Origin of the sequence: Flavicella sediminum, assembly GCF_006381105.1 — a bacterium.
Classification (GTDB): Bacteria; Bacteroidota; Bacteroidia; order Flavobacteriales; family Flavobacteriaceae; genus Flavicella; species Flavicella sediminum.
In genome coordinates, this window is sequence record NZ_VDET01000008.1 from 221,752 (window position 1) to 248,130 (window position 26,379).

31 protein-coding genes and 1 tRNA gene are annotated in these 26,379 nt (G+C 34.3%); 29 read left to right on the plus strand and 3 right to left on the minus strand.

Translation table 11 applies throughout. The features are described 5' to 3' along the window. Window positions 1–9 precede the first annotated feature (9 nt). From rplP to FGM02_RS11160, 25 genes are all read left to right on the plus strand, one after another. Window positions 10–438, plus strand: a complete 429-nt coding sequence (gene rplP, locus FGM02_RS11040; protein WP_139958440.1) for a 50S ribosomal protein L16 — start codon at window positions 10–12, stop codon at window positions 436–438. An 11-nt stretch (window positions 439–449) separates the two neighbouring features. After that, window positions 450–638: a 50S ribosomal protein L29 gene (gene rpmC / locus FGM02_RS11045; protein WP_139958441.1), complete on the plus strand. Its 189-nt coding sequence runs from the start codon at window positions 450–452 to the stop codon at window positions 636–638. A gap of 11 nt (window positions 639–649) precedes the next feature. Further along, the gene (gene rpsQ / locus FGM02_RS11050; protein ID WP_139958442.1) at window positions 650–907 is read left to right on the plus strand and encodes a 30S ribosomal protein S17; all 258 of its coding nucleotides are present in this window, start codon (window positions 650–652) and stop codon (window positions 905–907) included. Between the two features lies 1 nt (window position 908). After that, the gene (gene rplN, locus FGM02_RS11055; RefSeq protein WP_139958443.1) at window positions 909–1,277 is read left to right on the plus strand and encodes a 50S ribosomal protein L14; all 369 of its coding nucleotides are present in this window, start codon (window positions 909–911) and stop codon (window positions 1,275–1,277) included. Between the two features lie 11 nt (window positions 1,278–1,288). Beyond that, complete coding sequence (rplX, locus tag FGM02_RS11060) at window positions 1,289–1,597, plus strand: 50S ribosomal protein L24 (RefSeq protein WP_139958444.1); 309 nt, start codon at window positions 1,289–1,291, stop codon at window positions 1,595–1,597. Between the two features lies 1 nt (window position 1,598). Beyond that, a complete protein-coding gene (rplE, locus tag FGM02_RS11065; RefSeq protein WP_139958445.1) occupies window positions 1,599–2,150 on the plus strand; it encodes a 50S ribosomal protein L5 in 552 nt (183 codons plus the stop codon). A 3-nt stretch (window positions 2,151–2,153) separates the two neighbouring features. Next, window positions 2,154–2,423: a 30S ribosomal protein S14 gene (rpsN, locus tag FGM02_RS11070; RefSeq protein WP_139958446.1), complete on the plus strand. Its 270-nt coding sequence runs from the start codon at window positions 2,154–2,156 to the stop codon at window positions 2,421–2,423. Between the two features lie 263 nt (window positions 2,424–2,686). After that, window positions 2,687–3,085, plus strand: a complete 399-nt coding sequence (gene rpsH, locus FGM02_RS11075; protein WP_139958447.1) for a 30S ribosomal protein S8 — start codon at window positions 2,687–2,689, stop codon at window positions 3,083–3,085. A 15-nt stretch (window positions 3,086–3,100) separates the two neighbouring features. Continuing rightward, on the plus strand, window positions 3,101–3,646 hold the full coding sequence (gene rplF, locus FGM02_RS11080) for a 50S ribosomal protein L6 (RefSeq protein ID WP_139958448.1): 546 nt from the start codon (window positions 3,101–3,103) through the stop codon (window positions 3,644–3,646). An 11-nt stretch (window positions 3,647–3,657) separates the two neighbouring features. Next, complete coding sequence (gene rplR / locus FGM02_RS11085) at window positions 3,658–4,011, plus strand: 50S ribosomal protein L18 (RefSeq protein ID WP_139958449.1); 354 nt, start codon at window positions 3,658–3,660, stop codon at window positions 4,009–4,011. Between the two features lie 11 nt (window positions 4,012–4,022). Then, window positions 4,023–4,547, plus strand: coding sequence for a 30S ribosomal protein S5 (gene rpsE / locus FGM02_RS11090; RefSeq protein WP_139958450.1), 525 nt, complete (start codon window positions 4,023–4,025; stop codon window positions 4,545–4,547). 11 nt (window positions 4,548–4,558) lie between these two features. Then, window positions 4,559–4,741 (plus strand): 50S ribosomal protein L30, encoded by a 183-nt coding sequence (gene rpmD, locus FGM02_RS11095; protein WP_139958451.1) that lies wholly within the window; start codon window positions 4,559–4,561, stop codon window positions 4,739–4,741. A 14-nt stretch (window positions 4,742–4,755) separates the two neighbouring features. After that, entirely contained in the window at window positions 4,756–5,205 is a 450-nt protein-coding gene (gene rplO / locus FGM02_RS11100; protein WP_139958452.1) for a 50S ribosomal protein L15, read from the plus strand. An 11-nt stretch (window positions 5,206–5,216) separates the two neighbouring features. Then, window positions 5,217–6,560 carry a preprotein translocase subunit SecY gene (gene secY / locus FGM02_RS11105; protein ID WP_139958453.1) on the plus strand — a complete coding sequence of 448 codons (1,344 nt, stop codon included), beginning with the start codon at window positions 5,217–5,219 and terminating at the stop codon, window positions 6,558–6,560. 1 nt (window position 6,561) lies between these two features. Continuing rightward, window positions 6,562–6,777 (plus strand): translation initiation factor IF-1, encoded by a 216-nt coding sequence (infA, locus tag FGM02_RS11110; RefSeq protein WP_093668881.1) that lies wholly within the window; start codon window positions 6,562–6,564, stop codon window positions 6,775–6,777. An 11-nt stretch (window positions 6,778–6,788) separates the two neighbouring features. Continuing rightward, a complete protein-coding gene (gene ykgO, locus FGM02_RS11115; RefSeq protein ID WP_013621733.1) occupies window positions 6,789–6,905 on the plus strand; it encodes a type B 50S ribosomal protein L36 in 117 nt (38 codons plus the stop codon). A 3-nt stretch (window positions 6,906–6,908) separates the two neighbouring features. Beyond that, window positions 6,909–7,283: a 30S ribosomal protein S13 gene (gene rpsM, locus FGM02_RS11120; protein ID WP_139958454.1), complete on the plus strand. Its 375-nt coding sequence runs from the start codon at window positions 6,909–6,911 to the stop codon at window positions 7,281–7,283. A 12-nt stretch (window positions 7,284–7,295) separates the two neighbouring features. Next, window positions 7,296–7,679 (plus strand): 30S ribosomal protein S11, encoded by a 384-nt coding sequence (rpsK, locus tag FGM02_RS11125; RefSeq protein ID WP_139958455.1) that lies wholly within the window; start codon window positions 7,296–7,298, stop codon window positions 7,677–7,679. Window positions 7,680–7,761: 82 nt separating this feature from the next. Further along, complete coding sequence (rpsD, locus tag FGM02_RS11130) at window positions 7,762–8,367, plus strand: 30S ribosomal protein S4 (RefSeq protein WP_139958456.1); 606 nt, start codon at window positions 7,762–7,764, stop codon at window positions 8,365–8,367. A 20-nt stretch (window positions 8,368–8,387) separates the two neighbouring features. Next, window positions 8,388–9,380: a DNA-directed RNA polymerase subunit alpha gene (locus tag FGM02_RS11135; protein WP_139958457.1), complete on the plus strand. Its 993-nt coding sequence runs from the start codon at window positions 8,388–8,390 to the stop codon at window positions 9,378–9,380. 58 nt (window positions 9,381–9,438) lie between these two features. Beyond that, entirely contained in the window at window positions 9,439–9,927 is a 489-nt protein-coding gene (rplQ, locus tag FGM02_RS11140) for a 50S ribosomal protein L17 (protein WP_139958458.1), read from the plus strand. Window positions 9,928–10,099: 172 nt separating this feature from the next. After that, window positions 10,100–11,200 (plus strand): glutamine-hydrolyzing carbamoyl-phosphate synthase small subunit, encoded by a 1,101-nt coding sequence (carA, locus tag FGM02_RS11145; protein WP_139958459.1) that lies wholly within the window; start codon window positions 10,100–10,102, stop codon window positions 11,198–11,200. 171 nt (window positions 11,201–11,371) lie between these two features. Further along, the gene (gene eno / locus FGM02_RS11150) at window positions 11,372–12,664 is read left to right on the plus strand and encodes a phosphopyruvate hydratase (RefSeq protein ID WP_139958460.1); all 1,293 of its coding nucleotides are present in this window, start codon (window positions 11,372–11,374) and stop codon (window positions 12,662–12,664) included. Between the two features lie 298 nt (window positions 12,665–12,962). Then, window positions 12,963–14,249 (plus strand): citrate synthase, encoded by a 1,287-nt coding sequence (locus tag FGM02_RS11155; protein WP_139958461.1) that lies wholly within the window; start codon window positions 12,963–12,965, stop codon window positions 14,247–14,249. A 78-nt stretch (window positions 14,250–14,327) separates the two neighbouring features. Further along, the gene (locus FGM02_RS11160; protein ID WP_139958462.1) at window positions 14,328–15,158 is read left to right on the plus strand and encodes an arginine deiminase-related protein; all 831 of its coding nucleotides are present in this window, start codon (window positions 14,328–14,330) and stop codon (window positions 15,156–15,158) included. A 57-nt stretch (window positions 15,159–15,215) separates the two neighbouring features. On the opposite strand, the gene FGM02_RS11165 is transcribed toward FGM02_RS11160, so the two are convergent. Then, window positions 15,216–17,759 carry an ATP-dependent Clp protease ATP-binding subunit gene (locus FGM02_RS11165; RefSeq protein ID WP_139958463.1) on the minus strand — a complete coding sequence of 848 codons (2,544 nt, stop codon included), beginning with the start codon at window positions 17,757–17,759 and terminating at the stop codon, window positions 15,216–15,218. Window positions 17,760–18,023: 264 nt separating this feature from the next. Between FGM02_RS11165 and gyrA the strand changes: the two genes are divergently transcribed. Together gyrA and FGM02_RS11175 are read left to right on the plus strand one after the other, a co-directional pair. Further along, window positions 18,024–20,570 (plus strand): DNA gyrase subunit A, encoded by a 2,547-nt coding sequence (gene gyrA / locus FGM02_RS11170; protein WP_139958464.1) that lies wholly within the window; start codon window positions 18,024–18,026, stop codon window positions 20,568–20,570. A gap of 23 nt (window positions 20,571–20,593) precedes the next feature. After that, window positions 20,594–21,847: a tetratricopeptide repeat protein gene (locus tag FGM02_RS11175; RefSeq protein WP_139958465.1), complete on the plus strand. Its 1,254-nt coding sequence runs from the start codon at window positions 20,594–20,596 to the stop codon at window positions 21,845–21,847. Between the two features lie 70 nt (window positions 21,848–21,917). On the opposite strand, the gene FGM02_RS11180 is transcribed toward FGM02_RS11175, so the two are convergent. Both FGM02_RS11180 and FGM02_RS11185 read right to left on the minus strand, forming a co-directional pair. Then, window positions 21,918–22,688, minus strand: a complete 771-nt coding sequence (locus FGM02_RS11180) for a C40 family peptidase (protein WP_139958466.1) — start codon at window positions 22,686–22,688, stop codon at window positions 21,918–21,920. After that, window positions 22,688–23,875, minus strand: coding sequence for an acetyl-CoA C-acyltransferase (locus tag FGM02_RS11185; protein ID WP_139958467.1), 1,188 nt, complete (start codon window positions 23,873–23,875; stop codon window positions 22,688–22,690). Before FGM02_RS11185 ends, FGM02_RS11180 begins: the two co-directional genes overlap by 1 nt. 152 nt (window positions 23,876–24,027) lie before the next feature. Between FGM02_RS11185 and FGM02_RS11190 the strand changes: the two genes are divergently transcribed. Both FGM02_RS11190 and FGM02_RS11195 read left to right on the plus strand, forming a co-directional pair. Further along, window positions 24,028–26,076 carry an HD family phosphohydrolase gene (locus FGM02_RS11190; RefSeq protein WP_139958468.1) on the plus strand — a complete coding sequence of 683 codons (2,049 nt, stop codon included), beginning with the start codon at window positions 24,028–24,030 and terminating at the stop codon, window positions 26,074–26,076. Window positions 26,077–26,284: 208 nt separating this feature from the next. Beyond that, window positions 26,285–26,371, plus strand: a tRNA-Ser gene (locus FGM02_RS11195). The last annotated feature ends 8 nt before the right edge of the window (window positions 26,372–26,379 follow it).

Below are 26,379 nucleotides of genomic sequence, written 5' to 3' on the forward strand. Positions count from 1 at the left end.
AATTAAGAAATGTTACAGCCAAAAAGAGTAAAATACCGTAAGGTACAGAAAGCGAAGGGTAATATGAAGGGGAACTCTCAAAGAGGACACCAACTTTCTAATGGAATGTTTGGTATCAAATCTTTAGATCAAAACCTACTTACTTCTCGTCAAATAGAAGCAGCTCGTATTGCGGCAACACGTCATATGAAAAGAGAAGGGCAGTTATGGATTAAAATATTTCCAGACAAGCCTATTACTAAAAAGCCTTTAGAAGTACGTATGGGTAAAGGTAAAGGTTCTCCAGAATATTTCGTAGCTGTGGTTAAACCAGGAAGAATCTTATTTGAAGTAGGAGGAGTTCCTTTTGAAGTTGCAAAAGAAGCATTACGTTTAGCAGCACAAAAACTTCCAGTTCAAACGAAGTTTGTAATTGCTAGAGATTTTGATAACGCATAATTGATAAGAAAATGAAACAATCAGAAATTAAAGAATTATCAGTTGCTGAGTTACAAGAGAAATTAGCAGAATTTAAGAAAAATTATACTGATCTTAAAATGGCTCACGCAATTTCACCGCTGGAAACACCTTTGCAATTGAAAGCTATTAGAAAAACTGTTGCAAGACTTGCTACAGAATTAACTAAAAGAGCACAATAATTAGTTACAAGATGGAAAAAAGAAATCTTAGAAAAGAAAGAATAGGTGTTGTTGCTAGTAATAAAATGGAAAAGTCTATTGTTGTTACAGAAGTAAAAAAAGTGAAGCACCCAATGTATGGTAAATTCGTTTTGAAAACGAAGAAATACGTTGCACACGATGAGTTAAATGATTGCAACATCGGAGATACAGTAAAGATCATGGAAACAAGACCTTTAAGTAAATCTAAACGTTGGAGATTAGTAGAAATCTTAGAAAGAGCTAAATAATATGTTACAGACAGAATCAAGATTATTAGTCGCAGACAATACTGGAGCAAAAGAAGTTTTAGTTATTCGTGTTTTAGGAGGAACTAAGAAGCGTTACGCATCTATTGGAGATAAAATTGTTGTCTCTGTAAAGAGTGCTACTCCTAACGGAACTGCAAAGAAAGGACAAGTACACAGAGCTGTTGTAGTTCGTGTAAAGAAAGAGATCAGACGTAAGGATGGATCTTATATCAGATTTGATGACAATGCATGTGTATTATTGAATGCATCTGAAGAAATGACAGGAACACGTGTTTTCGGACCTGTTGCTAGAGAACTTCGTGATAAGTCATTCATGAAAATCGTATCATTAGCACCTGAAGTGCTTTAAAATTATAAAAAATGGCGAAGCTAAAAATCAAAACAGGTGATACAGTAAAAGTTATTGCTGGTGATCAAAAAGGTAAGGAAGGAAAAGTTGTTCGTGTTTTTATTGAGAAAAACAGAGCAATTGTAGAAGGTGTTAACTTGGTATCTAAACATACGAAGCCAAGCGCTCAAAGTCCTCAAGGAGGAATTGTAAAGAAAGAGGCTTCTCTTAATATCTCTAATCTTATGTTGCTAGAAGATGGTAACACTACGAGAGTAGGATATAGAACAGAAGATGGAAAGAAAGTACGTTTTTCTAAAAAATCAGATAAAGCTATATAATATGAGTTATATCCCAAGACTTAAAGAAGACTACACAAGTAGGATTGTATCAGCTCTTAAAGAAGAGTATGGTTACAGTAATGTAATGCAAGTACCTAAATTAGAAAAGATCGTTCTAAGTAAAGGTGTTGGTGCTGCAATTGCTGATAAGAAATTAATTGATTACGCTTTAGAAGAGCTTACAACAATTACTGGACAAAAAGCTGTTTCAACTATCTCTAAGAAAGATATTGCAACTTTTAAATTACGTAAAGGTATGCCAATTGGAGCCAAAGTAACTTTAAGAGGAATTAAAATGTACGAATTCTTAGACAGATTGATTACTGCGTCTTTACCACGTGTAAGAGATTTTAACGGAATTAAAGCAACTGGATTCGACGGAAGAGGAAATTATAACTTAGGTGTAACTGAGCAAATTATTTTCCCTGAAATCAATATTGACAAAGTGAATAAAATTGGTGGTATGGATATTACTTTTGTAACGTCTGCTCCAACTGATAAAGAAGCTAAATCATTATTAACGGAACTAGGTTTACCATTTAAAAAGAACTAAGACATGGCTAAAGAATCAATGAAAGCCCGTGAGGTTAAAAGAGAAAAAACGGTAGCTAAATATGCTGAGAAAAGAAAGGCTTTAAAAGCAGCTGGAGACTACGAAGCGTTACAGAAATTACCTAAAAATGCATCTCCAATTCGTTTACATAATCGTTGTAAATTAACAGGAAGACCAAAAGGTTATATGCGTCAGTTTGGTATTTCTCGTGTTACTTTCCGTGAAATGGCTAACCAAGGTTTGATACCTGGTGTAAGAAAAGCAAGTTGGTAGATTTTAATATCTAGAACATATAAAAGAACTTTATTTCTTAGGAAATAGAGTTCTTTTTTTACCATTATACAAATAATTGTATAATAACAAGGATATTATACAATTATTTGTATCTTTGCAAGCCCTTATTTTTCAGATTATTGGAAAAAGGCATGGTTTTTAGGGCTGTCGTAGGCGTTAAAAACACAAAAAAAATGAATATAAATTGGTTTCAGGTTTCAAGCTAGAGTAGTGAGGAATACCAAGACCGCAAATTAGTATATATGTATACAGATCCAATTGCAGATTATCTTACGAGGATAAGAAATGCTGCTGCAACCGGACACAGAGTCGTTGAGATTCCTGCTTCAAATTTGAAGAAGAATATGACGAAGATCTTGTTCGAACAAGGTTACATTTTAAGCTATAAGTTCGAGGACGATAAAGTTCAAGGTACTATTAAGATAGCTTTAAAGTATGACGCAGATTCAAAAGAATCAGTAATTAGAAAAATCCAACGTATCAGTACACCTGGACTTAGAAAGTATGTGAATGCATCAGAGATGCCTCGCGTATTAAATGGTTTAGGAATTGCTATTGTTTCAACTTCTAAAGGTGTGATGACTAACAAGAAAGCACGTCAAGAGAATGTTGGAGGAGAAGTTTTATGTTACGTTTATTAATAAAGAGATAGCATTATGTCAAGAATAGGAAAAAGCCCAATTGCAATCGCAGAAGGTGTAACCGTTACTATCTCAGGAAATTTAGTAACAGTTAAAGGAAAGCTAGGTGAGTTAACTCAAGAACTAGCAAACGGTATTACTGTAAAGGAAGAAGAAGGTCAGTTGATCTTATCTCGTCCTTCTGATAGTAAAGCTGATAGAGCTCAACACGGTCTTTACAGATCTTTGTTGAACAATATGGTAGAAGGTGTAGCAAAAGGATGGACTAAAGAATTAGAATTAGTTGGTGTAGGTTACAGAGCTTCTAACCAAGGACAAAAATTAGATTTAGCATTAGGATTTTCTCATAATATTGTACTTGATATTGCTCCAGAAGTAAAGGTTGAGACAGTTTCTGAAAAAGGGAAAAATCCAATCGTAAAATTAAGTTCTTTAGACAAACAATTAGTAGGTCAAGTAGCTGCTAAAATCCGTGGATTCAGAAGACCTGAGCCGTACAAAGGAAAAGGTATTAAGTTTGTAGGAGAAGTATTAAGAAGAAAAGCAGGTAAATCTGCATAATTTATAGCATTATGGCATTATCAAAGCTTGAAAGAAGACAAAGAATTAAGTCTAGAATTAGAAAAGTTGTTTCTGGAACTGCAGCACGTCCAAGACTGTCTGTATACAGAAGTAACAAAGAAATCTACGCTCAATTAGTTGATGATATTTCTGGAACTACATTGGTTTCAGTTTCATCAAGAGATAAAGGAGTTGACGCTAAAGGATCTAAATCTGAAGTAGCTACAACTGTAGGGAAAGCTGTTGCTGAAAAAGCAATCGCAGCTAAAATTGAAACAGTTTCTTTTGATAGAAATGGTTTCTTGTACCACGGTAGAGTTAAAGCATTAGCTGAAGCAGCTAGAGAAGCTGGTTTAAAATTTTAAGAAATTATAGTATGTATCAAAATTATAAAAACGTAGAAAGAGTTAAGCCTAGCGGATTGGAACTTGTGGATCACTTAGTAGGTGTGAACAGAGTTACTAAAGTTACTAAAGGTGGACGTGCTTTCGGATTTTCTGCAATTGTTGTTGTAGGAGATGGAAACGGAGTTGTAGGACACGGTTTAGGGAAATCTAAAGACGTTGCCTCTGCAATTGCAAAAGCAATAGAAGACGCTAAGAAAAACTTAGTTAGAATTCCTATTATCAACGCTACTTTACCTCACGAACAAAAAGGTAAATTTGGTGGAGCTAAAGTATTCTTAAAGCCTGCATCACATGGTACAGGAGTTATTGCCGGTGGAGCTGTACGTGCGGTATTGGATTCAGTAGGAGTTCATGACGTATTATCAAAATCTCAAGGATCATCAAATTCTCACAATGTAGTAAAAGCAACTTTTGATGCTTTGTTACAATTGCGTAGTGCACATACTGTGGCTAAGCAAAGAGGTATTTCTTTGGGTAAAGTTTTTAACGGTTAAATCGAAGTACGATGGGAAAAATTAGAATAAAACAAGTAAAAAGCCAAATCAGACGCGAAGGTTCTCAAAAGAAAACCTTAATTGCTTTAGGGTTGCGTAAGATGAATCAAGTTGTAGAGCATGAGGCTTCAGCAACGATACTTGGTATGGTAAATAAGGTTAATCACTTAGTTTCTGTAGAAGAAATTAAATAAACAATATTCACGTAATGAGTTTAAGTAACTTACAACCCGCAGCTGGTTCAGTTAAAAAGGGGAAGAGAATAGCAAGAGGTGAAGGTTCTGGAAAAGGTGGAACTGCAACTAGAGGTCACAACGGTCAAAAATCACGTTCAGGATATTCAAGAAAAATTGGATTCGAGGGTGGTCAGATGCCATTGCAAAGACGTGTACCTAAATTTGGTTTTACAAATATCAACCGTAAAGAATATCAAGGAATTAACCTTGATAAACTTCAAGAGTTTGTTGATGCAGGTAAAATTAATGATACAGTAGATTTAGCTGTATTGGTAGATGCTCGTTTGGCTCACAAAAATGATTTAGTAAAAATACTAGGTCGTGGAGAGTTAAAAGCAAAGTTGAATATTACTGCACACAAGTTTACTGCAACAGCCAAAGCGGCTATTGAAGCAGCTGGTGGTACTGCAGTTACTTTATAAGAAAATAGTAAATGAAAAATTTTATAAGCACCTTAAAAGATATCTGGAAAATAGAAGAACTTAGAAATAAGATTCTATTAACGCTTGGTTTAATGGCGGTTTACCGTTTTATGGCTCAAATTCCATTACCTGGAGTTGACCCTACACAGTTAGCAGCTTTAGAGGATCAAACAGCAGATGGTATTTTAGGTCTATTGAATTCATTTACTGGGGGAGCATTTTCTCAAGCGTCCATTATGGCCTTGGGAATTATGCCGTATATTTCTGCTTCAATTGTTGTTCAGTTAATGGGAATTGCAGTTCCTTATCTACAGAAACTTCAAAAAGATGGTGAAAGTGGAAGAAAGAAAACTACACAAATTACACGTTGGTTAACAATCGGTATTACGATGGTTCAAGGTCCAGCTTATATTACTAATATTAGATCTATCTTACCAGAATCTGCATTTATTTCAGAGGGTATTTTAGGAGCCGGATTCTTTTGGTTTTCATCTATGGTAATATTAACGGCAGGAACAGTGTTTGCTATGTGGTTGGGTGAGAGAATTACTGAGAAAGGAATTGGTAACGGTATTTCGTTATTAATTATGATTGGTATTATCGCGCGTTTTCCTTCTTCTTTTGCACAAGAATTGGCTTCTAAAACGGCTAATGGTGGAGCAGGTGGAGCAATGATGGTCTTGTTAGAAATTGTTGTTTGGTTCTTAGTTATTCTAGCATCAGTGCTATTGGTTACCGCTGTAAGAAGAGTGGGAGTTCAGTACGCAAGAAGATCTGTTGTTGGAGATATCAAAGAAGTTGAAGGATCTAGACAATACATTCCTTTAAAATTAAATTCAGCAGGTGTTATGCCTATCATTTTTGCGCAAGCAATTATGTTTATTCCAGGAGCAATTGCTCAAAAAGCAGAAGGTTCGTTTCAAGAAATTGGAGCAAGTTTTGCCGATATGAATGGATTAGGTTATAACTTATTATTTGCTTTCTTAATTATAGTATTTAGTTATTTCTATACTGCAATTACAGTAAAGACAAATGAAATGGCTGGTTCTTTAAAGAGAAATAATGGATTTATTCCAGGGGTAAGACCAGGAGACGATACGGATAGCTACTTAGATAAAATTTTATCTTTGATAACTTTTCCAGGATCAATATTCTTAGCGTTGTTGGCTATTTTGCCTGCTATTGCAGTGCAATTTGGAATTCAACAAAACTGGGCTTTATTTTATGGAGGTACCTCATTGATCATTATGGTTGGTGTGGCTATCGATACAATACAACAAATTAATTCGTATTTATTAAACAGTCATTATGATGGTTTAATGAAAACGGGAACTAAAAGAAAAGCATCATTGTAATATGGCTAAACAAGCTGCAATACAACAAGACGGTACAATTACGGAAGCATTGTCAAATGCAATGTTTCGAGTAGAACTTGAGAACGGTCATATCGTTACCGCTCATATATCTGGTAAAATGCGTATGCACTATATCAAATTGTTACCTGGCGATAAAGTGAAGTTAGAAATGAGTCCTTATGATTTATCAAAGGCTCGAATTACTTATAGATACTAAAATATTATACGATGAAAGTAAGAGCATCAATAAAGAAAAGAAGTGCCGAGTGCAAGATTGTGCGTAGAAAAGGCAGATTATATGTAATCAACAAAAAGAATCCTAGATTCAAACAAAGACAAGGGTAAGTTATGGCAAGAATAGCAGGAATTGACATACCAAAAAACAAAAGAGGAGTTATTGCTTTAACTTATATCTTTGGTATTGGTAGTACAAGAGCTAAACAAATTTTAGCAAACGCTGGAGTAGACGAAAGCGTAAAGGTTCAAGATTGGACAGATGAGCAAATTGGAGCAATTCGTGAACAAGCAGGTTCTTTCACTATTGAAGGAGAATTGCGTTCAGAAACTCAATTGAACATCAAACGTTTAATGGATATTGGATGTTACAGAGGTATTCGTCATAGATCGGGTCTTCCTTTAAGAGGACAAAGAACTAAGAACAACTCTAGAACTAGAAAAGGTAAAAGAAAAACTGTAGCTAACAAAAAGAAAGCTACTAAATAATAACTAGAAATTATGGCTAAATCAAATTCAAAAAAGCGTAAGGTTATTGTTGAGTCTGTTGGTGAAGCGCACATCACAGCTTCATTTAACAACATCATTATTTCTTTAACAAATAAAAAAGGAGATGTTATCTCTTGGTCATCTGCTGGTAAGCAAGGATTTAGAGGTTCTAAAAAGAATACTCCATATGCTGCTCAAACAGCTGCTGAAGATTGTGCTGCAGTAGCGCACGAAGCGGGATTAAGAAAAGTGAAGGTATACGTTAAAGGACCTGGTAATGGTAGAGAAAGTGCTATCAGAACCTTGCACAACAACGGAATTGAAGTTACAGAAATCATTGATGTAACTCCAATCCCTCACAATGGATGTCGTCCTCCTAAAAGACGTAGAGTATAATTAAATTTTTAAATAAATTAGGAACTAGGTTGTCGAAGGAGTTCGCCTTAATTCACAATCCCTAATTATAAAACAAGAAGAAATGGCAAGATATACAGGACCTAAAACAAAAATTGCTCGTAAGTTTGGAGAAGCGATTTTCGGAGATGACAAGTCTTTTGAAAAAAGAAATTACCCTCCAGGGCAACACGGTAATGCAAGACGTAGAGGAAAAAAATCTGAATACGCAATGCAATTACAAGAAAAACAAAAAGCTAAATATTCTTACGGAATATTAGAACGTCAGTTCAGTAATTTGTTTAAACAAGCTTCAAATAGTAAAGGTATTACTGGTGAAGTGTTATTACAATTATGTGAATCTCGTTTAGATAATGTAGTTTTCCGTATGGGAATTGCAAACTCAAGAAGAGGAGCACGTCAATTAGTATCTCACAGACATATTACAGTAAACGGAGAGATTTTAAACATCCCTTCTTACTCTTTAAAGCCTGGTGATGTTATTGCTGTAAGAGAAAAGTCTAAATCATTGGTTATTATTGAAAGCTCTTTGGCTGCTAGTAGTAATGTATATGAGTGGTTGACTTGGAATGCTGATACAAAACAAGGAACTTTTGTTGCTGTACCAGAAAGATTACAGATTCCAGAAAACATCAAAGAACAATTAATAGTAGAGTTATACTCTAAATAATTTTTGACACCCGTTAAACTATGGCAATTTTAAATTTTCAGAAACCAGACAAAGTAATCATGATTGAATCTACCGATTTTGAAGGTAGATTTGAATTTAGACCTTTAGAACCAGGTTTTGGTTTAACAGTAGGTAACGCATTGAGAAGAGTTTTGCTTTCTTCTTTAGAAGGATTCGCGATAACTTCTCTAAGAATGGAAGGAGTAGAGCATGAATTTTCTACAATTGAAGGAATCGTTGAAGATGTTACTGAAATTATCCTTAATCTTAAACAAGTACGTTTTAAGAAACAAATAGAAGATACTGATAGAGAAACGGTTTCAATTTCAGTGTCAGGGCAAGAGCAGATTACTGCTGGAGATATTCAAAAATTCACTTCAGGTTTTCAAGTATTGAATCCAGATTTAGTTATCTGTAACTTGGGAAGCAGTGTGAAATTTGATATGGAAATCACTATCGAAAAAGGTAGAGGATTTGTTCCTGCAGAAGAAAATAAAAAAGTAAATGTGCCTTTAGGAACAATTTTTACAGATTCTATTTACACTCCGATAAAGAATGTAAAGTATGCTGTTGAAAATTACCGTGTAGAGCAAAAAACTGATTATGAAAAATTAGTTTTTGACATCGTTACTGATGGTTCTATCAACCCAAAAGATGCATTGACTGAAGCTGCTAAGATTTTGATCCACCACTTTATGTTATTCTCTGATGAGCGTATTACTTTAGAGGCTGATGAAATTGCTCAAACTGAAACTTACGATGAGGAATCATTGCATATGCGTCAACTTTTAAAGACGAAATTAATTGATATGGATTTATCAGTTCGTGCTTTAAACTGTTTGAAAGCTGCAGAGGTAGAAACATTGGGAGATTTAGTATCATTCAATAAAAATGACTTAATGAAGTTCCGTAACTTCGGTAAAAAATCATTAACAGAATTGGACGAGTTAGTTCATGTTAAAGGTTTGCAATTCGGAATGGACTTGAGTAAATACAAATTAGATAAAGATTAATTTTTCATAATTTGCTCCCTAGAAGGGTTGAGCAAGATGAAATAATAAAACAAAGGTCATGAGACACGGAAAAAAATTCAACCATTTAGGAAGAAAAACGGCGCATAGAAAAGCGATGTTGGCAAATATGGCATGTTCATTAATTGAGCACAAGCGTATCAATACTACTGAAGCAAAAGCGAAAGCTTTACGTCAGTACGTTGAGCCAATTATCACAAAATCTAAAAACGATACGACACATAATCGTAGAAATGTTTTTGCTGTTTTGAAAAACAAGTACGCGGTTACTGAATTGTTTAAAGAAATTTCAGTAAAGGTTGCTGATCGTCCAGGAGGATATGTTCGTATCATCAAATTAGGAAACCGTCAAGGAGATAATGCTCCTATGGCAATGGTTGAATTAGTTGATTACAACGAAGTATACAACCCGAACGGTGCTAAAAAGAAGAAAACTACTCGTAGAGGTAGAAAAAAGGCAGATGATGCTGCTGTTGTTGAGACAGTAGAAGCTCCTGCTGCTGAGGAATCTAAAAGTTCAGAAGAATAACATGATTCAACAGTATTAATTTTTTAAAAAAGGATAAGCTATTTAGTTAGTTTATCCTTTTTTTTAGATAGTTATAAAATAAGTTAGGTGCATTCAGTATATTTGCACTGCAAAAAATATACTATTAATTTTGAATTGAAACGTTAGTAGAACGGACGTATATCTGATAAATATGAAATATAAAGAATTAAAAAAGGCTATTTTACTTTTAGCTGACGGAACAGTTTTTGAAGGAAAGTCAATAGGTATCGAAGGAACTTCTTTTGGTGAAGTTTGTTACAATACTGGAATGACAGGTTATCAAGAAATCTTTACAGATCCTTCTTATTTTGGACAGCTAATGGTAACCACTAATGCACATATTGGTAATTATGGTGTAAATGACGATGAAGTAGAATCTGATGGAATTAAAATAGCAGGACTTATATGTCGTAATTTTAGTTTTACGCATTCGCGTGAACGTTCTTCTGGCTCTTTAGAAGAATATTTTGAAAAGAATCAATTATTGGCAATTACAGACGTTGATACAAGAGCGGTTGTAAGTTATATTCGTGAAAATGGGGCTATGAATGCTGTTATTTCTACGGATATTAACAATATTGAGGAATTAAAGGCAAAGTTGGCTGAATTCCCTAGTATGGTTGGTCTAGATTTGGCTTCAACGGTTTCTACAAAAGAACCATATTTTTATGGAGATGAAAATGCTACCTATAAAATATCAGCTTTAGATTTAGGTATCAAAACCAATATCCTTAGAAATTTAGCAAAAAGAGATTGTTATATTCAAGTTTTTCCAAATACAGCTAGTTTTAAAGATTTAGAAGCTTTTCAACCTGATGGTTATTTCTTGTCTAATGGTCCTGGTGATCCAGAGCCACTAAAAAATGCGCAAGCAGTTGCTTCAGAAATTATTGAAAAAGATTTACCATTATTTGGTATTTGTTTAGGACATCAAACGATTGCTTTGTCGCAAGGTGTTTCTACAAAAAAAATGCATAATGGTCATAGAGGAATCAATCACCCTGTAAAGAATTTAATTACTGGTAAAGGTGAAATTACTTCTCAAAATCATGGTTTTGTTGTTGATAAAGAATCTTTAGCCAAAAATGAAAACGTTGAAATTACACATATTCATTTGAATGATGATACTGTAGCTGGAATTCGAATTAAAGATAAAAACTGTTTTTCTGTACAATACCATCCAGAAGCAAATCCTGGGCCTCATGATTCTTCTTATTTGTTTGATCAATTTATTGGGAATTTAAAGAAATAATTGGAACTATGATTTCAAGTATTGATTTCTTGAAATTCAGAAAAACCTTAAATAATTAGAGGTTGTATTTTACGAATACGTTGTAGGTAATTATCTTAATAAATGATATTTATATTGCCTTGCTTTTGTAACTTGCAATCAGGAAAAAATAAACAATTAAAATATAAAAAAATGAGCGTAATTATTAGCATTCATGCACGTCAAATTTTTGACTCAAGAGGAAACCCAACTGTAGAAGTTGATGTTATTACTGAAAGTGGAGTATTAGGAAGAGCTGCGGTTCCTTCTGGAGCTTCTACTGGAGAACACGAAGCTGTTGAGTTAAGAGACGGTGGTAGTGATTTTATGGGGAAAGGTGTTTTAACTGCTGTTAACAACGTAAATACAACAATTGCTGAAGAGTTGTTAGGGTTTTCTGTTTTCGAACAAAACGCTATTGACCAAGCAATGATTGATTTGGATGGTACGCCTAACAAATCTAAATTAGGAGCGAATGCAATTTTAGGAGTTTCTTTGGCGGTTGCTAAAGCTGCTGCAAATGAATTGAATCAACCTTTATACCGTTATATCGGTGGGGTAAGTGCTAATACACTTCCTGTACCAATGATGAACATTGTAAATGGTGGTTCTCACTCTGATGCACCTATCGCATTTCAAGAATTTATGATCATGCCAGTTATGGCTAAATCTTTTTCTCATGCTTTACAAATGGGATCTGAAATTTTCCACAATTTAGCGAAGATTTTACACGATAGAGGTTTAAGTACTGCAGTTGGTGATGAAGGTGGATTTGCTCCAACTTTTGACGGAACTGAAGATGCAATTGAGACTGTATTGTCTGCAATTGAAAAAGCTGGGTACAAGCCAGGAGAAGAAGTTATGTTGGCATTAGATTGTGCAGCTGCTGAATTCTTTGAAGATGGAAAATACAACTACGCTAAATTTGAAGGTGAAAATGGTGCCGTAAGAACATCAGAAGAGCAAGCTGACTATTTAGCTGAATTATCAGTGAAATATCCAATTATCTCTATTGAAGATGGGATGGATGAAAATGACTGGGCAGGTTGGAAATATTTAACTGAGAAAATCGGTGATAAAGTACAATTAGTTGGTGATGATTTATTTGTAACCAATGTTGAGCGTTTGGCAAAAGGTGTTGAAGAAGGAATTGCAAACTCTATCTTAATTAAAGTAAACCAAATTGGAACTTTAACAGAAACGATTGCTGCTGTAAACATGGCTAAGAATGCTGGATTTACTTCTGTAATGTCTCATAGATCTGGAGAAACTGAGGACAATACAATTGCTGATTTAGCTGTTGCATTGAATACAGGACAAATTAAAACAGGTTCTGCTTCAAGATCTGATCGTATGGCTAAATACAATCAATTATTGAGAATTGAAGAAGAATTAGAAGAGAATGCTTACTATCCTCAGGACAAAGCATTTAAAATAAAAAAATAAGTTGTAATTACTTGTTTAAAAAGCCGAAACGTATGTTTCGGCTTTTTTTATGCGCTTATACAGGTTTTAAGGTAAATAATAAAGAATTTGCGATTATGGTTTTCATGACACTTATCATGATTTACCATATATATTCTAAGCAATCACTTTTAAGTGCTGTTTTTTTTTAGTTATTCGTAAAATAACAGCTGTTTTATTCCGATTTTTTTTATGTAAAATCACCGAAAAAAGCCTTGTTTTTATGTAAATTTGTTTCACTTTTAGTCAATACCAAAAGCAACAATAAAAACAGAAGAATATGTCACAAATAGCAACTTTAGAAGTAAACGGTAAAAAATATGAGTTTCCAATCCTTGAAGGTACGGAAAACGAATTGGCAATCGATATTAAGACACTGAGAGGTGTTACTGAAGGTGTGACAACAATTGATGCTGGTTTTAAAAACACAGGTTCTTGTAAAAGTGCCATTACTTTTTTAGATGGTGAAAAAGGTATTTTGCGTTATAGAGGTTATGCTATTGAAGAGTTGGCTGACAAGGCTGACTTTTTAGAAACTTCTTACCTATTGATTTTTGGAGAACTTCCAACAGAAGCGGAATTGCAAAAATTTCATGATGATATTTTGGAAGAATCTTTGGTAGATGAAGAAATGAAAAAGATTTTGGATGGATTTCCTAAATCTGCGCACCCAATGGGTGTTCTTTCTGCTTTAACAAGTGCATTGATTGCTTTCAACCCTGAATCTGTAAATGCAGACTCTAAGGAGGAAATGTATAGTGCAATTGTGAAAATTATGGCTAAGTTTCCTGTTTTAGCTGCATGGACTTTAAGAAAGAAAACAGGATTGCCTTTGGATTATGGTGATAAACATTTAGGTTATGTTCAAAACCTATATAAAATGATGTTTAACAAGCCAAATGATGAATTTAAAATCAATCCTATTGTATTAAATGCATTGGATAAATTATTGATTTTACATGCGGATCATGAGCAAAACTGTTCTACTTCTACAGTAAGAATTGTTGGGTCTTCTCATGCTGGTTTGTTTGCTTCAATTTCTGCAGGTATTTCTGCATTGTGGGGACCTTTGCATGGTGGAGCTAACCAAGCGGTAATTGAAATGTTGGAAGATATTAAAAACGACGGTGGAGATTATCATAAATATTTAGCAAAAGCGAAAGACAAATCTGATCCTTTCCGTTTGATGGGATTTGGTCATAGAGTTTATAAAAACTTTGACCCTAGAGCAAAAATTATTCAAGTTGCAGCTGAAGAAGTATTAGCTGATTTGGGAATTGTAGATCCTGTTTTAGATATTGCTAGAGGTTTATCTGAAGAAGCATTGAAAGATGAGTATTTTAAATCACGTAATTTGTATCCGAATGTAGATTTCTATTCTGGAATTATTTATAGAGCTTTAGGAATTCCTGTTGAAATGTTTACAGTTATGTTTGCAATTGGTCGTTTACCAGGATGGATTGCTCAATGGAAGGAAATGAGAGAAAATCATGAGCCTATTGGACGTCCACGTCAATTATATGTAGGAAAAACACTAAGAGGTTTTGTTCCTATTGAAAAAAGATAAGTTATAATAATTTATAGTAAAAACCTCATAGCTATTGGCTATGAGGTTTTTGTTTTCTATACCTATACCTAAGAAGTTATGAATACGATATTGTTGAGCGTTCCAAAATCGGGGATAGTCACTACGGCGATTTTAGAATCTTTAGATTCTTTGCAAGCTCAGTTGGAGTCTTTTGGTTTTTCTGTAATAAAAGTAGTTTCAAAAGGAAATCGATTTGAAACGGTAGGAGTGAATAATTGGATAAGTTTTCACAAGTATGGTGCAGTTGCTGTGTATCCTTTGACTACGAAAGAAGCTCAAAATGATCGTAATGATTTGTTGTTTTCTGAATTGGAGTCAAATGGGGTGTCATTAGAGGATATTGTGGATTATACAGAGGCCGAAACGGAAGGTTATTTTTTAGAGGGTAAAAAAAGTTTTGTTACAGATCCTGTAAATCAAGTTGCATTTGCTTCTATTTCTAAATGTACGGATGAAGATTTGTTTATTGAGTTTTGTGAAGATTTTGAATACACACCAATCGTATTTTCTTCTATGGATGCTAAAGGGTGTACTATTTCTTATACAAGTGATGTGTTGATGATTGGTGAAAATTTTGCGTTACTAGTTTCTTCTTTCATAAAAGATAAAAAAGAACGTAAATTACTGTTAAGCCAATTAAAAAAAGAAGGGAAAGAAATTATCTTCCTAACCGAGCAACAGTATGACGAGGCTATTTGTTCGGTTGTGGAGTTGCGAAGAAGCAATGCTAAGAATGTTTTATTAGTTCCTGAAAAATCTCAATCTGGTTTTACAAAACAGCAACTAGCCGTTTTGAAAAAATACAACGAATTGTTGTTTGTTGATGGAAAGAGCAAGGATATTGAAAATCATTTACTCACAAGTTGGGTTACTCAAATTGAATCATAAAAAAATCCCTGTTAACAAAAAGTGTTGACAGGGATTTTTAATTTATTTTATAAAAAACTATTCGATGGTTGTTTTGTTTTTATCAATTTTAACCGTTAGTTCTTTTTTGTCTTCGTCTAAATCCATAGTAATTACATCACCTTCTGTTAGTTTTGAATTTACTATTTCTTCTGCCAAAGCATCTTCAATGTATTTTTGAATGGCTCGTTTAAGCGGTCTCGCTCCATAACTTTTATCAAAGCCTTTGTCAGCAATATAATCTTTAGCCTTGTCGCTTAATACCAAAGTGTAACCAAGATCCGAAATACGGCTAAGTAATTTTTGTAGTTCAATATTGATGATGGCATGAATATCTGCTCTTTCCAACGCGTTGAAAATTATTACATCGTCAATTCTGTTGATGAACTCAGGTGCAAAAGATTTTTTCAATGCATTTTCAATAATTCCTTTGGCATGGCTATCCGCTTGGGCTGCTTTAGAAGAGGTTCCGAAACCTACACCACCACCAAAATCTTTTAATTGTCTAGCCCCAATGTTAGAAGTCATGATAATTACCGTGTTTCTAAAATCAATTTTTCTACCTAAACTATCGGTAATAAAACCTTCGTCTAAAATTTGTAGCAACATATTGAATACTTCAGGATGTGCTTTTTCTATTTCATCCAAAAGAACGACAGCATACGGTTTTCTTCTTACTTTTTCAGTAAGTTGTCCACCTTCTTCATAGCCAACATATCCTGGAGGCGCGCCGATCAATCTTGAGATGGAGAATTTTTCCATATACTCACTCATGTCAATTCTAATTAAAGAATCTGTAGAGTCAAATAATTCACTTGCTAAGATTTTGGCAAGCTGTGTTTTTCCAACTCCGGTCTGACCTAAGAAAATAAATGATCCAATAGGTTTGTTAGGGTCTTTTAAACCGATTCTATTTCGTTGAATTGCTTTTACAACTTTGGCAACAGCATCATCTTGACCAATGACTTTACCTTTTATTTTTGCAGGCAATTCACTCAACCTATTGCTTTCTGCCTCAGCAACTCTGTTAACAGGAATTCCCGTCATCATAGAAACTACTTCAGCAACATTGTCTTCAGTTACCGTTTCTTTGTTTTCTTTAGAAGCCTCTTCCCATTGGTTTTGAGCCGATTTTAATGCCGATTCTATGTTTTTTTCATCATCACGAAGCTTTGCTGCTTCTTCGTATTTTTGACGGTTTACAGCGTTGGTTTTGCTTTCTTTTATTTTTTCTAGTCTTTGTTCTAATTCAATAATTTGTTTAGGAACAACTATATTGGTAATGTGAATTCTAGACCCAGCTTCGTCCAAGGCATCAATAGCTTTGTCTGGTAAAAAGCGGTCTGTCATGTATCTATTGGTTAACTTTACACAGGCTTCAATAGCTTGGTCAGTATATTGAACATTGTGATGTTCTTCGTACTTCCCTTTGATATTGTGTAAAATCTGAACCGTTTCTTCAATAGAAGTAGGTTCCACAATAATTTTTTGAAAACGTCTTTCTAAGGCACCGTCCTTTTCAATGTTTTGTCGATATTCGTTCAAGGTAGTTGCGCCAATACATTGAATTTCTCCACGAGCAAGCGCTGGTTTTAACATGTTAGAGGCATCTAAAGAACCGGTTGCTCCACCAGCACCAACAATGGTATGAATTTCATCAATAAATAAAATGATGTCGTCATTTTTTTCTAGTTCATTCATCAAAGCTTTCATGCGCTCTTCAAACTGACCTCTGTATTTAGTTCCTGCAACCAAACTAGCTAAATCCAAAGAAATGATTCTTTTGTTGAATAAAATTCTAGAAACTTTTCGTTGAATAATTCTAAGTGCTAAACCTTCAGCTATGGCAGATTTACCAACTCCAGGTTCACCAATTAACATTGGGTTGTTCTTTTTTCTTCTACTTAAAATTTGAGAAACGCGCTCAATTTCTGCCTTTCTTCCAACAACAGGGTCTAATTTGTCGTTTTCGGCAAGCAAGGTTAAGTCGCGACCAAAATTATCTAAAACAGGAGTTTTGGATTTTTGAACCGTTTTTCCCTTTCCAGGTTGAGATTCAAACGGATTAGACTTTTCAGGGCTGTCAAAATTGTCATCCTGATTACTTTCTGATGTTGGGAAATTGCTGTTTTCCTCTGGTATTTCGTTTAGTTGTTTGAAAATAGATTTCACGTCCTCATAAGTTATTTCAAAGTTGTTCAATAGTTTTGTCGTAGGGTCGTTTTCGTTGCGTAAAATACAGAGTAATAAATGTGCCGTATTTACCGAACTGTCCTGGTATAATTTGGCTTCTAAAAAAGTAGTTTTAAGTGCTTTTTCTGCCTGTCTTGTAAGATGTAATTTCTTCTTTTCAATATCTTGATTGAAAGAAGGCTCAGAAGGAGTTAGGCTTTCTATTTTTTTCTTTAGATAATCTAAATTAGTATCTAAGGAAGTTAAAATATCTATTGCTTTTCCTTCCGCGTTTCTTAGTACGCCTAAGATTAAGTGTTCGGTTCCAATAAAATCGTGACCAAGCCTTAAAGCCTCTTCTTTACTATAGCCTATCACGTCTTTTACCTTTTGTGAAAAATTGTCGTCCATAGTTGTTTGTTTTGATTTAGGTAAATTTAGTAGAATTTTTTATGAAAAATTACAAAAGAGACCTGATTGTTATTAAAAACATTAAACTAGCCTTTTTTTTGATGAAAACAAAGCTGATTTTCAATAGAATATAAACTGTTAAAAAAGTATGAAAAATGTTAATAACTATACAGAAATCTAAAGGGCTATTTTATGGCTAAAAAAGTGAAAAGACGTATCTTGCTCTTTAGATAAAAAAACAATAAAAATAAAAGATATTATTATATGGCAGACGGAGAAAAGTTGATACCTATTAATATTGAGGAACAAATGAAATCAGCTTACATTGATTATTCAATGTCAGTAATTGTTTCAAGGGCATTGCCAGATGTGCGAGATGGTTTAAAACCAGTACATCGCCGCGTTTTATTTGGAATGCATGAGTTAGGTATTAAAGCGACAGGATCGTACAAAAAGTCAGCTAGAATTGTTGGAGAAGTATTAGGAAAGTTTCATCCACATGGAGATACTTCCGTATATGATGCCATGGTTCGTATGGCTCAAGACTGGAGTGTTCGTTATATGATGGTTGATGGACAAGGAAATTTTGGTTCTGTAGATGGTGATAGCCCAGCAGCAATGCGTTATACAGAGGTTAGAATGAAGAAGATATCTGAAGATATGTTAGCAGATATTGAAAAAGATACCGTTGATCATAAATTGAATTTTGACGATACCTTAAAAGAACCAACTGTATTACCAACACGTATTCCTACCTTATTGGTAAATGGTGCTTCTGGTATTGCTGTGGGGATGGCAACAAACATGCCACCACACAATTTAACAGAGGTGGTTAATGGTACCATCGCATATATTGATAATAGAGATATAGAAATTGATGAGTTGATGCAACACATCAAAGCGCCAGATTTCCCAACAGGAGGTATTTTATACGGTACCGAAGGTATTCGAGATGCCTTTCATACGGGAAGAGGTAGAATCATTATGCGTGCCAAGGCTGTTTTTGAAGAAGTAAAAGGTCGTGAATGCATTATTGTTACTGAAATTCCTTATCAGATTAACAAAGCAGAAATGATTAAGAAAACTGCGGAATTGGTCAATGATAAAAAATTAGAAGGAATAGCAAATATTCGTGATGAATCGGATAGAAATGGTATGCGTATCGTTTATGTTTTAAAGCGTGACGCTATTCCTAACATCGTACTGAATAAATTATTCAAATACACCTCTCTTCAAACGTCGTTTAGTGTAAATAATATTGCATTGGTAAACGGACGTCCAGAAATGTTGAATCTAAAACAAATGATTCATTATTTTGTAGAGCACAGACATGAAGTAATTGTTAGAAGAACTGAATTTGAATTAAGAAAAGCTGAAGCAAGAGCACATATTTTAGAAGGATTAATTATTGCAAGTGACAATATTGATGAAGTTATTGCAATTATCAAAGCTTCTGGAAATGCTGATGAAGCTAGAGCTAGCTTGATTGATCGTTTTAGTTTGACTGAGATTCAAGCCAAGGCAATTGTTGAAATGCGTTTGCGTCAGTTAACGGGTCTGGAACAAGATAAGTTAAGAAGTGAGTACGAAGAAATTATGTTGTTAATTACTGATTTGAAAGATATTTTGGCAAATGAGCCAAGACGTATGAATATCATCAAAGAAGAATTGACAGATGTAAGAAACAAATACGGTGACGAACGTAGATCTCAAATTGAGTTTGGTGGAGCAGACATGAGAATTGAGGATATGATTCCTGATTCAAAAGTTGTGGTAACTATTTCTCATGCAGGCTATGTTAAGCGCACACCACTTTCAGAATATAAAACACAGCATAGAGGAGGTAGAGGACAAAAAGGTGTGGCTACAAGAAATGAAGATTTCTTAGAGCACTTGTTTGTAGGAACCAATCACCAATACATGATGTTCTTTACGCAAAAAGGAAAAGTATTCTGGATGCGTGTTTATGAAATTCCTGAAGGAACAAAAGTTTCTAAAGGTAGAGCTTTGCAGAATTTGATCAATATTGAAAATGATGACAAAGTAAAAGCTTTCTTGGTAACTCAAGATTTAAAAGATCAAGAGTACATCAATAGTCATTATATTATTATGGCTACCAAAAAAGGGCAGGTAAAGAAAACTTTGTTAGAACAATATTCTAGACCAAGAACAAATGGTATTGCCGCCATTACAATCCGTGAAGATGACGAATTGTTAGAAGCTAAATTAACCACTGGTGATAGTCAAGTTATGTTGGCCTTAAAGTCTGGTAAATCTATTCGTTTTGAAGAAGAGAAAACAAGACCAATGGGTAGAAATGCATCGGGAGTTAGAGGTATTACTTTAGGGCACGACAATGATGAAGTTGTTGGAATGGTTGCCGTAGATGATATGGAAAGTAATATTTTGGTTGTTTCTGAAAAAGGATATGGAAAACGTTCTAAATTAGAAGATTATAGAGTTACTAATCGTGGAGGTAAAGGAGTGAAAACCTTGAATGTTTCTGAAAAAACAGGAGATGTTGTTGCCATTAAAAACGTAACAGATGAAGATGATTTGATGATTATTAACAAATCAGGTCTTACCATTCGTTTGGCTGTTGCAGATTTACGTGTTATGGGTAGAGCAACTCAAGGTGTTAAATTAATCAATATCAAAGATTCAGATTCTATTGCGGCTGTTGCTAAAGTAATGCGTGAAGATGATGAGGATGAGGTAGAAGTAGATGAAAATGGAAACCCAATTGAGGGAGCTGCTGAAATTACCGAAGAGGCTGAAGACACAGATTCTGAAAATACGACTGTAGAATAAGTAAAATAATAAAATTAGAATAAATGAAAAATCAATTGTTATTGCTGATGGCACTTGCGATAAGTGTATCTGTAACGGGGCAAAAGAAAGAATTAAAAGCAGCAGCTAAGGCCTTGAAAAAAGGTAAGTATTCTGAAATGTGGACTCCTTTAAACGCTGTCGGTCCAATGTTTAAAGACATGGATGATAAGTATAAAGGTGAGTTTTTATACTTAAAAGCGAAGGCTATTTACGGGAAAGGAATGGACCCTAAAAAAGACGTAAAGGTTGCCAAAGCATTTACGGAATTGGTAGATTTTGAGAAAACTCAAAAATCAAAAAAATACTCAAAAGAAGCGGCAGTGGTTATTAGTAGGATTGTAAAGAAAACGGCTGAAGATGGAAGTAGCGCTTATAAAGATGCGAAGTACAATCTTGCCGCTGAAAAATTTGAATTGGTTTACGAGTTAAGTCCTTTGGATACTTTGTACAAGTTAAATGCGGCACTTTCTTATTATAACAACAAGGATTATGACAAGGCAATACATTTGTATCAAGATCTTTTAGAATTAGGTTTTACAGGAATCTACAAAGAATTTAAAGCGAAGAGTGTTGTCAATGATGAAGTGTTGTACTACAATTCAGAAAAAGACATGAATAGCCAAGTAGCAATGAAAATTGCGAAAGATCCTGAAGTTAAATTGTCAAAATCTAAAACAGGAGATATGGTTAGAAATATCGCTTTGAGCTATATTGCAAAAGGCGATAACGAAAAGGCATTGGAAGCTATTTCTAAAGCAAAAGTCTTGTTTCCAAAGGATGCTTATTTAGTTATTCAAGAAGCGAATATTAATTTAGGATTAGGAAATAACGAGAAGTTTTTACAAGGAATGAAAGATGCCATTGCCTTAAATCCTAATCAGCCTGAATTGTATTTTAACGTAGGAGTTATTACTATGCAAAAAGGATACGACGAAGAAGCTATGGGGTATTTTCAAAAAAGTGTAGAGCTTAAAGAAGACCATGCTGAATCTTATATGAATATGGGTAGTATTATTTTAGGAGAAGCTTCTAAGATGCAAGAGGAATTAAATAACAGTTTTCAAGACTTTAAGAAGTATGACAAACTTTTGATCAAAAGAAATAAGATCTATAAAAGAGCTTTGCCTCATTTTGAAAAAGCATTTAAATACAGACAAAAAGATGAAGATTTGATGAAAACTTTGATCAGTTTGTACCAACGTTTAGAAATGTATGATAAAGAAAAAGAAGTGAAAGCATTAAAAGATGCACTATAATTGAAACTTCATAACAACAAAAAGGCCATCTGAAAAGATGGCCTTTTTTGTTATAAGAAATTTAATCAAATTAAATAATCTTTTTAATGACTCTTAATTTATGTGTATGTCTTCTGGTGTCTACATTGTAAATTCCAGAATGATCTAAACGGTCAATCCGAACTTTTCCATGTGCATGAATGATATAATTGTCTTTCATGATAATTCCAACATGGGTAATATGGCCTTCGTTATTGTCGAAAAAAGCCAAATCACCAGGCTCACTTTCTTCAATAAAACTTAACACTTCACCTTGCGTAGCTTGTTGAGAAGCATCTCTTAAAAGTTTGTAACCATTCAATTTATAAACCATTTGAGAAAAACCCGAGCAGTCAATTCCGAAAGGTGTCTTTCCACCCCATAAATAAGGAGTGTTTAAAAATAAGAATGCGGTTTCAATCAGTTTGTGTTTCTCTTTCTTTCCCGTGATGATAGCACCGTCGTATTGGAACGTATGCTCTCCAATACTAAAATTGGCATTTGAAAAATTCGGCAAATTAGCACCTAAGGATATTGTCGAAAGTTCTTGATTTTGATCTGCTATAAAATCGACTAAATTACCAACAAGTGTTGGTTCAGATTTTTGTAAAGCGTCGTATTTTTCTTTCGAGATAAAAATAAATTGCTTGTTGTCAATCCAACCTTCGTATTTGTCAAAGGCCAAGCGAATTTTACTCCATTCTTTTCTAATTTCAAGAACTTTTAAATGTTCGCCAAATAGAACCTGAGAAACTAGTTCAGCTTGATTAGAAGGTTCGTTTCTAAGAGGAACGACACTTAAATTACAAATTCCGTAATCCATTAACCGATGATATTTTTTTCTATAATAATAGCGCTGGCTCCGCCACCTCCGTTACAGATTCCAGCCGCTCCAATAGTTGCGTTTTGTTGATGTAATATATGTAGCAAAGAAACAACAATTCTTGCTCCCGAACAACCTAAAGGATGTCCTAGAGATACTGCTCCTCCATTTATATTTGTTTTTTCTGTGGCAATATGTAGCAGTTTGCAATTGGCAATTCCTACAACAGAAAAAGCTTCATTAAGTTCAAAGTAGTCTACTTTTTCTATAGGTATATTGGCCTTTTGTAGCGCTTTCGGAATTGCTTGTGCTGGGGCTGTTGTGAATTTTTCAGGAGCATCAGATGCATCTGCATAGCCTCGTATAAAAGCAAGTGGCGTTAAATTGAGCTCTTTTGCTTTTTTTTCAGACATGATTACTAAGGCAGCGGCACCATCATTTAATGTAGAGGCATTGGCAGCAGTTACTGTGCCGTTAGGAGAAAAAGCGGGTCTTAGTTGGCTTACCTTTTCGAAATTTATTTTTTTATATTCTTCGTCTTCAGTAATTAGTATTGGCGCACCTTTTCTTTGAGGGACTTCCACCGGAATTATTTCTTCCTCGAATTTTCCTTCTTCCCATGCTTTTGCAGAACGTAAATAAGATTCTTTGGCAAAGGCATCTTGTTCTACTCTTGAAATATGGTGATCTGTGGCACAAAGATCTGCACAAACGCCCATATGTTGTTGATCGTACACATTGGTTAGCCCATCTTTTAAAAGTCCGTCAACGGCGGTTAAATTTCCAAATTTTGTAGAGCTACGTCCGTTTAAGTAATGAGGCACTTGAGACATATTTTCCATTCCTCCAGCAATCACAATTTGGGCATCTCCACATTGTATGGCTTGTGCTGCTTGCATAATTGCTTTCATGCCTGAAGCACAGACCTTATTAATAGTTGTGCATGGAACTGTGTTTGGAATACCTGCTAGTAATGCAGCTTGTTTTGCAGGTGCTTGACCTAAATTAGCCTGAAGCACATTGCCCATTAAAACCTCGTCTACGAAAGTAGGGGTCAAATCAATTTTTTTTAAGGCTCCTTTTATGGCAATAGCACCAAGTTTTGTAGCGCTAACAGAAGACAATCCTCCAAGAAAACTTCCTATGGGTGTTCTTACTGCTGAAACGATGACAACTCGGTTTTTCATAATAAAAAGATTGGGTGCTATGCGAAAATACTCAATTATATTGAGAAATGTTTTAGACAATTACGCTTAATTACTTTCAATTGAGCATTCTCTTTTAAGGATCGAGAGTTATCACTGTTAAATTGTTTATTTTTGATTACAATTATTTTTTAATGAAGGACATCTTAAATAAAATCTATCAGAACAATTCTATTATCTATAAAATTTTTCTGTTTGTAGTTACTACTTTTTTAATCGTGTACTTGTTTCCTAAAGGAGGGAAGTTTAAGTATGAATTTCAAAAAGGAAAACCCTGGCAATATGAATCGCTTTATTCTCCTTTTGATTTTGCCATTCAAAAAAGTGCTGAATTGATAGCTTCCGAAAAGGAAGAAATTTTAAAAAGATCAAAACTTTATTTTGCAACGAATCTTACGGTTAAAAGTGAAGTAGCAAAGTCGATGGAAAATCGTTTTCAGCAATTAGCTTCAGATTCTTTGTATTATCATGTGCTTGTTTCAGAAGGAAATAAAATTTTAAATACCATTTATAAAAATGGCTTTTTAGATCCCGATAGCGAATCTAGGGTTAGCAATAGGAATACGAAGGTTGTGCTACGTAGAGGCAATGAAATCAATGAGGTGTTTTTTAAAGATTTGGTTTTAACAAAAGATTTATTAGGACTGCTACAACAAGAAATTAGTGCAGGTAGCAGTGTTGTTTATAAAGATATGTTAATTAATGTTTTAACTGATGTAGTTAGGCCAAATGTTACTTTTGATACTGAGTTGACAGAAAAAGCATTGCGTGATGAATTGAATGCAATTTCTTATACAACGGGAAGAATTGCAGCACAGCAAATTATTATTTCAAGAGGGGATATTGTGGAAGGTAAAAAATTGGCCATTTTACATTCGTTAAAGCAAGAGTACAAATCGCAAATTTGGAGTAAAAGCAATTATAGTTGGATTGTTTTTGGCTATACCATACTCGTTGCCTTGGCATTACTAATGTTGCTATTGTTTTTAAGAAAAGATAGAATTGAGATTTTTGATGATAATACCAAAGTGACCTTTATCTTTTTTAATATTATTTTGATGATTTTATTGGTCACCTTTACTATAAAATATAGGGTTGATTATTTGTATGTTGTACCGCTGAGTTTATTGCCAATTATATTGAAAGCGTTTTTTGACGCCAGATTGGGTTTGTTTACGCATGTGTTGACCGTTTTACTTTTAGGTTTTGTTGTACCAAATAGTTTTGAATTTATTTATCTTCAAATAATAGCCGGTATTGTAACCATTTTAACTGTCTCGGAATTGTACAAACGAGCTAATTTGTTTATTTCTGTTGGGCAAATTACCTTGATTTATATGTTGACGTATTTTGCTTTTTCTATTATACACGAAGGAAACATTGGCCAAATTAATTGGAATTATTTCGTGCTTTTTGCTTTGAACGGAGTGCTTTCGTTTTTATCACTTTTTCTTATTTGGTTGTATGAAAAATTATTTGGTTTGGTGTCAGATGTTACTTTGTTGGAACTGTCCAACACAAATTCCAAATTGTTACGAGAGTTGAATGAAAGAGCTCCTGGAACTTTTCAGCATTCTATGCAAGTGGCAAATTTAGCAGAAGCAGCAGCCAATGAAATTGGAGCAAATTCTATGTTGGTAAGAACAGGTGCATTGTACCACGATATTGGAAAAATTGTGAATCCTATGTATTTTACCGAAAATCAATCAACCTCGGTCAATCCACATGATGAATTGCCACCGAAAGACAGTGCAGGGATTATCATAGATCATGTGATTAATGGAATAGAATTGGCAAAGAAAAATGGTTTGCCAGATCGGATTATAGATTTTATAAGAACGCATCACGGAACAAGTACGGTTTACTTTTTTTATAAGAAGGCTGAGCAAGGAAATCTAGAAGGGGTAGATCAATCCGATTATCAATATCCAGGACCAATACCCTTTTCAAAAGAAACAGCTATTTTAATGATGAGTGATGCAGCCGAAGCTGCTTCAAAAAGTTTGAAAAACCCAACAGCTCAATCTATAGATACCTTAATAGATAAAATTACCTCCAAACAAATGGAAGAAGGGCAGTTTAGAAATGCGGCAATTACCTTTAGAGAAATTGAAACAATTAAAAAAGTATTGAAAAAGAAATTAAAAAATATTTATCATTTACGAATTGAATATCCTGAATGAGAAGAGTAAAAATCTTGTTTTCAGATAGTTGATTGTTGTAGGGGTTGTTTTTTTATTTTAAGCAGATTTATAAAATTATTTTTTTTAGAAAATAATGAAAAAAAATGATGAAAAAGGTTGCGAAATACATTGAGTTGCCTTAGATTTGCACTCGCAAAATTAAGTTCTTTTACAGATTAAATAAGATAATATTAAGATGATAAATCTTGGAGAGGTGCCGGAGTGGTCGATCGGGGCTCCCTGCTAAGGAGTTGTACCTTTACGGGTACCGGGGGTTCGAATCCCTTCCTCTCCGCATTTATT

What these genes read in the sequence shown, in the direction of transcription:
- rplP (WP_139958440.1), top strand. Translation starts at nt 10, where the DNA reads ATGTTACAGCCAAAAAGAGTAAAATACCGTAAGGTACAGAAAGCGAAG.
- rpmC (WP_139958441.1), top strand. Translation starts at nt 450, where the DNA reads ATGAAACAATCAGAAATTAAAGAATTATCAGTTGCTGAGTTACAAGAG.
- rpsQ (WP_139958442.1), top strand. Translation starts at nt 650, where the DNA reads ATGGAAAAAAGAAATCTTAGAAAAGAAAGAATAGGTGTTGTTGCTAGT.
- rplN (WP_139958443.1), top strand. Translation starts at nt 909, where the DNA reads ATGTTACAGACAGAATCAAGATTATTAGTCGCAGACAATACTGGAGCA.
- rplX (WP_139958444.1), top strand. Translation starts at nt 1,289, where the DNA reads ATGGCGAAGCTAAAAATCAAAACAGGTGATACAGTAAAAGTTATTGCT.
- rplE (WP_139958445.1), top strand. Translation starts at nt 1,599, where the DNA reads ATGAGTTATATCCCAAGACTTAAAGAAGACTACACAAGTAGGATTGTA.
- rpsN (WP_139958446.1), top strand. Translation starts at nt 2,154, where the DNA reads ATGGCTAAAGAATCAATGAAAGCCCGTGAGGTTAAAAGAGAAAAAACG.
- rpsH (WP_139958447.1), top strand. Translation starts at nt 2,687, where the DNA reads ATGTATACAGATCCAATTGCAGATTATCTTACGAGGATAAGAAATGCT.
- rplF (WP_139958448.1), top strand. Translation starts at nt 3,101, where the DNA reads ATGTCAAGAATAGGAAAAAGCCCAATTGCAATCGCAGAAGGTGTAACC.
- rplR (WP_139958449.1), top strand. Translation starts at nt 3,658, where the DNA reads ATGGCATTATCAAAGCTTGAAAGAAGACAAAGAATTAAGTCTAGAATT.
- rpsE (WP_139958450.1), top strand. Translation starts at nt 4,023, where the DNA reads ATGTATCAAAATTATAAAAACGTAGAAAGAGTTAAGCCTAGCGGATTG.
- rpmD (WP_139958451.1), top strand. Translation starts at nt 4,559, where the DNA reads ATGGGAAAAATTAGAATAAAACAAGTAAAAAGCCAAATCAGACGCGAA.
- rplO (WP_139958452.1), top strand. Translation starts at nt 4,756, where the DNA reads ATGAGTTTAAGTAACTTACAACCCGCAGCTGGTTCAGTTAAAAAGGGG.
- secY (WP_139958453.1), top strand. Translation starts at nt 5,217, where the DNA reads ATGAAAAATTTTATAAGCACCTTAAAAGATATCTGGAAAATAGAAGAA.
- infA (WP_093668881.1), top strand. Translation starts at nt 6,562, where the DNA reads ATGGCTAAACAAGCTGCAATACAACAAGACGGTACAATTACGGAAGCA.
- ykgO (WP_013621733.1), top strand. Translation starts at nt 6,789, where the DNA reads ATGAAAGTAAGAGCATCAATAAAGAAAAGAAGTGCCGAGTGCAAGATT.
- rpsM (WP_139958454.1), top strand. Translation starts at nt 6,909, where the DNA reads ATGGCAAGAATAGCAGGAATTGACATACCAAAAAACAAAAGAGGAGTT.
- rpsK (WP_139958455.1), top strand. Translation starts at nt 7,296, where the DNA reads ATGGCTAAATCAAATTCAAAAAAGCGTAAGGTTATTGTTGAGTCTGTT.
- rpsD (WP_139958456.1), top strand. Translation starts at nt 7,762, where the DNA reads ATGGCAAGATATACAGGACCTAAAACAAAAATTGCTCGTAAGTTTGGA.
- FGM02_RS11135 (WP_139958457.1), top strand. Translation starts at nt 8,388, where the DNA reads ATGGCAATTTTAAATTTTCAGAAACCAGACAAAGTAATCATGATTGAA.
- rplQ (WP_139958458.1), top strand. Translation starts at nt 9,439, where the DNA reads ATGAGACACGGAAAAAAATTCAACCATTTAGGAAGAAAAACGGCGCAT.
- carA (WP_139958459.1), top strand. Translation starts at nt 10,100, where the DNA reads ATGAAATATAAAGAATTAAAAAAGGCTATTTTACTTTTAGCTGACGGA.
- eno (WP_139958460.1), top strand. Translation starts at nt 11,372, where the DNA reads ATGAGCGTAATTATTAGCATTCATGCACGTCAAATTTTTGACTCAAGA.
- FGM02_RS11155 (WP_139958461.1), top strand. Translation starts at nt 12,963, where the DNA reads ATGTCACAAATAGCAACTTTAGAAGTAAACGGTAAAAAATATGAGTTT.
- FGM02_RS11160 (WP_139958462.1), top strand. Translation starts at nt 14,328, where the DNA reads ATGAATACGATATTGTTGAGCGTTCCAAAATCGGGGATAGTCACTACG.
- FGM02_RS11165 (WP_139958463.1), bottom strand. Translation starts at nt 17,759, where the DNA reads ATGGACGACAATTTTTCACAAAAGGTAAAAGACGTGATAGGCTATAGT.
- gyrA (WP_139958464.1), top strand. Translation starts at nt 18,024, where the DNA reads ATGGCAGACGGAGAAAAGTTGATACCTATTAATATTGAGGAACAAATG.
- FGM02_RS11175 (WP_139958465.1), top strand. Translation starts at nt 20,594, where the DNA reads ATGAAAAATCAATTGTTATTGCTGATGGCACTTGCGATAAGTGTATCT.
- FGM02_RS11180 (WP_139958466.1), bottom strand. Translation starts at nt 22,688, where the DNA reads ATGGATTACGGAATTTGTAATTTAAGTGTCGTTCCTCTTAGAAACGAA.
- FGM02_RS11185 (WP_139958467.1), bottom strand. Translation starts at nt 23,875, where the DNA reads ATGAAAAACCGAGTTGTCATCGTTTCAGCAGTAAGAACACCCATAGGA.
- FGM02_RS11190 (WP_139958468.1), top strand. Translation starts at nt 24,028, where the DNA reads ATGAAGGACATCTTAAATAAAATCTATCAGAACAATTCTATTATCTAT.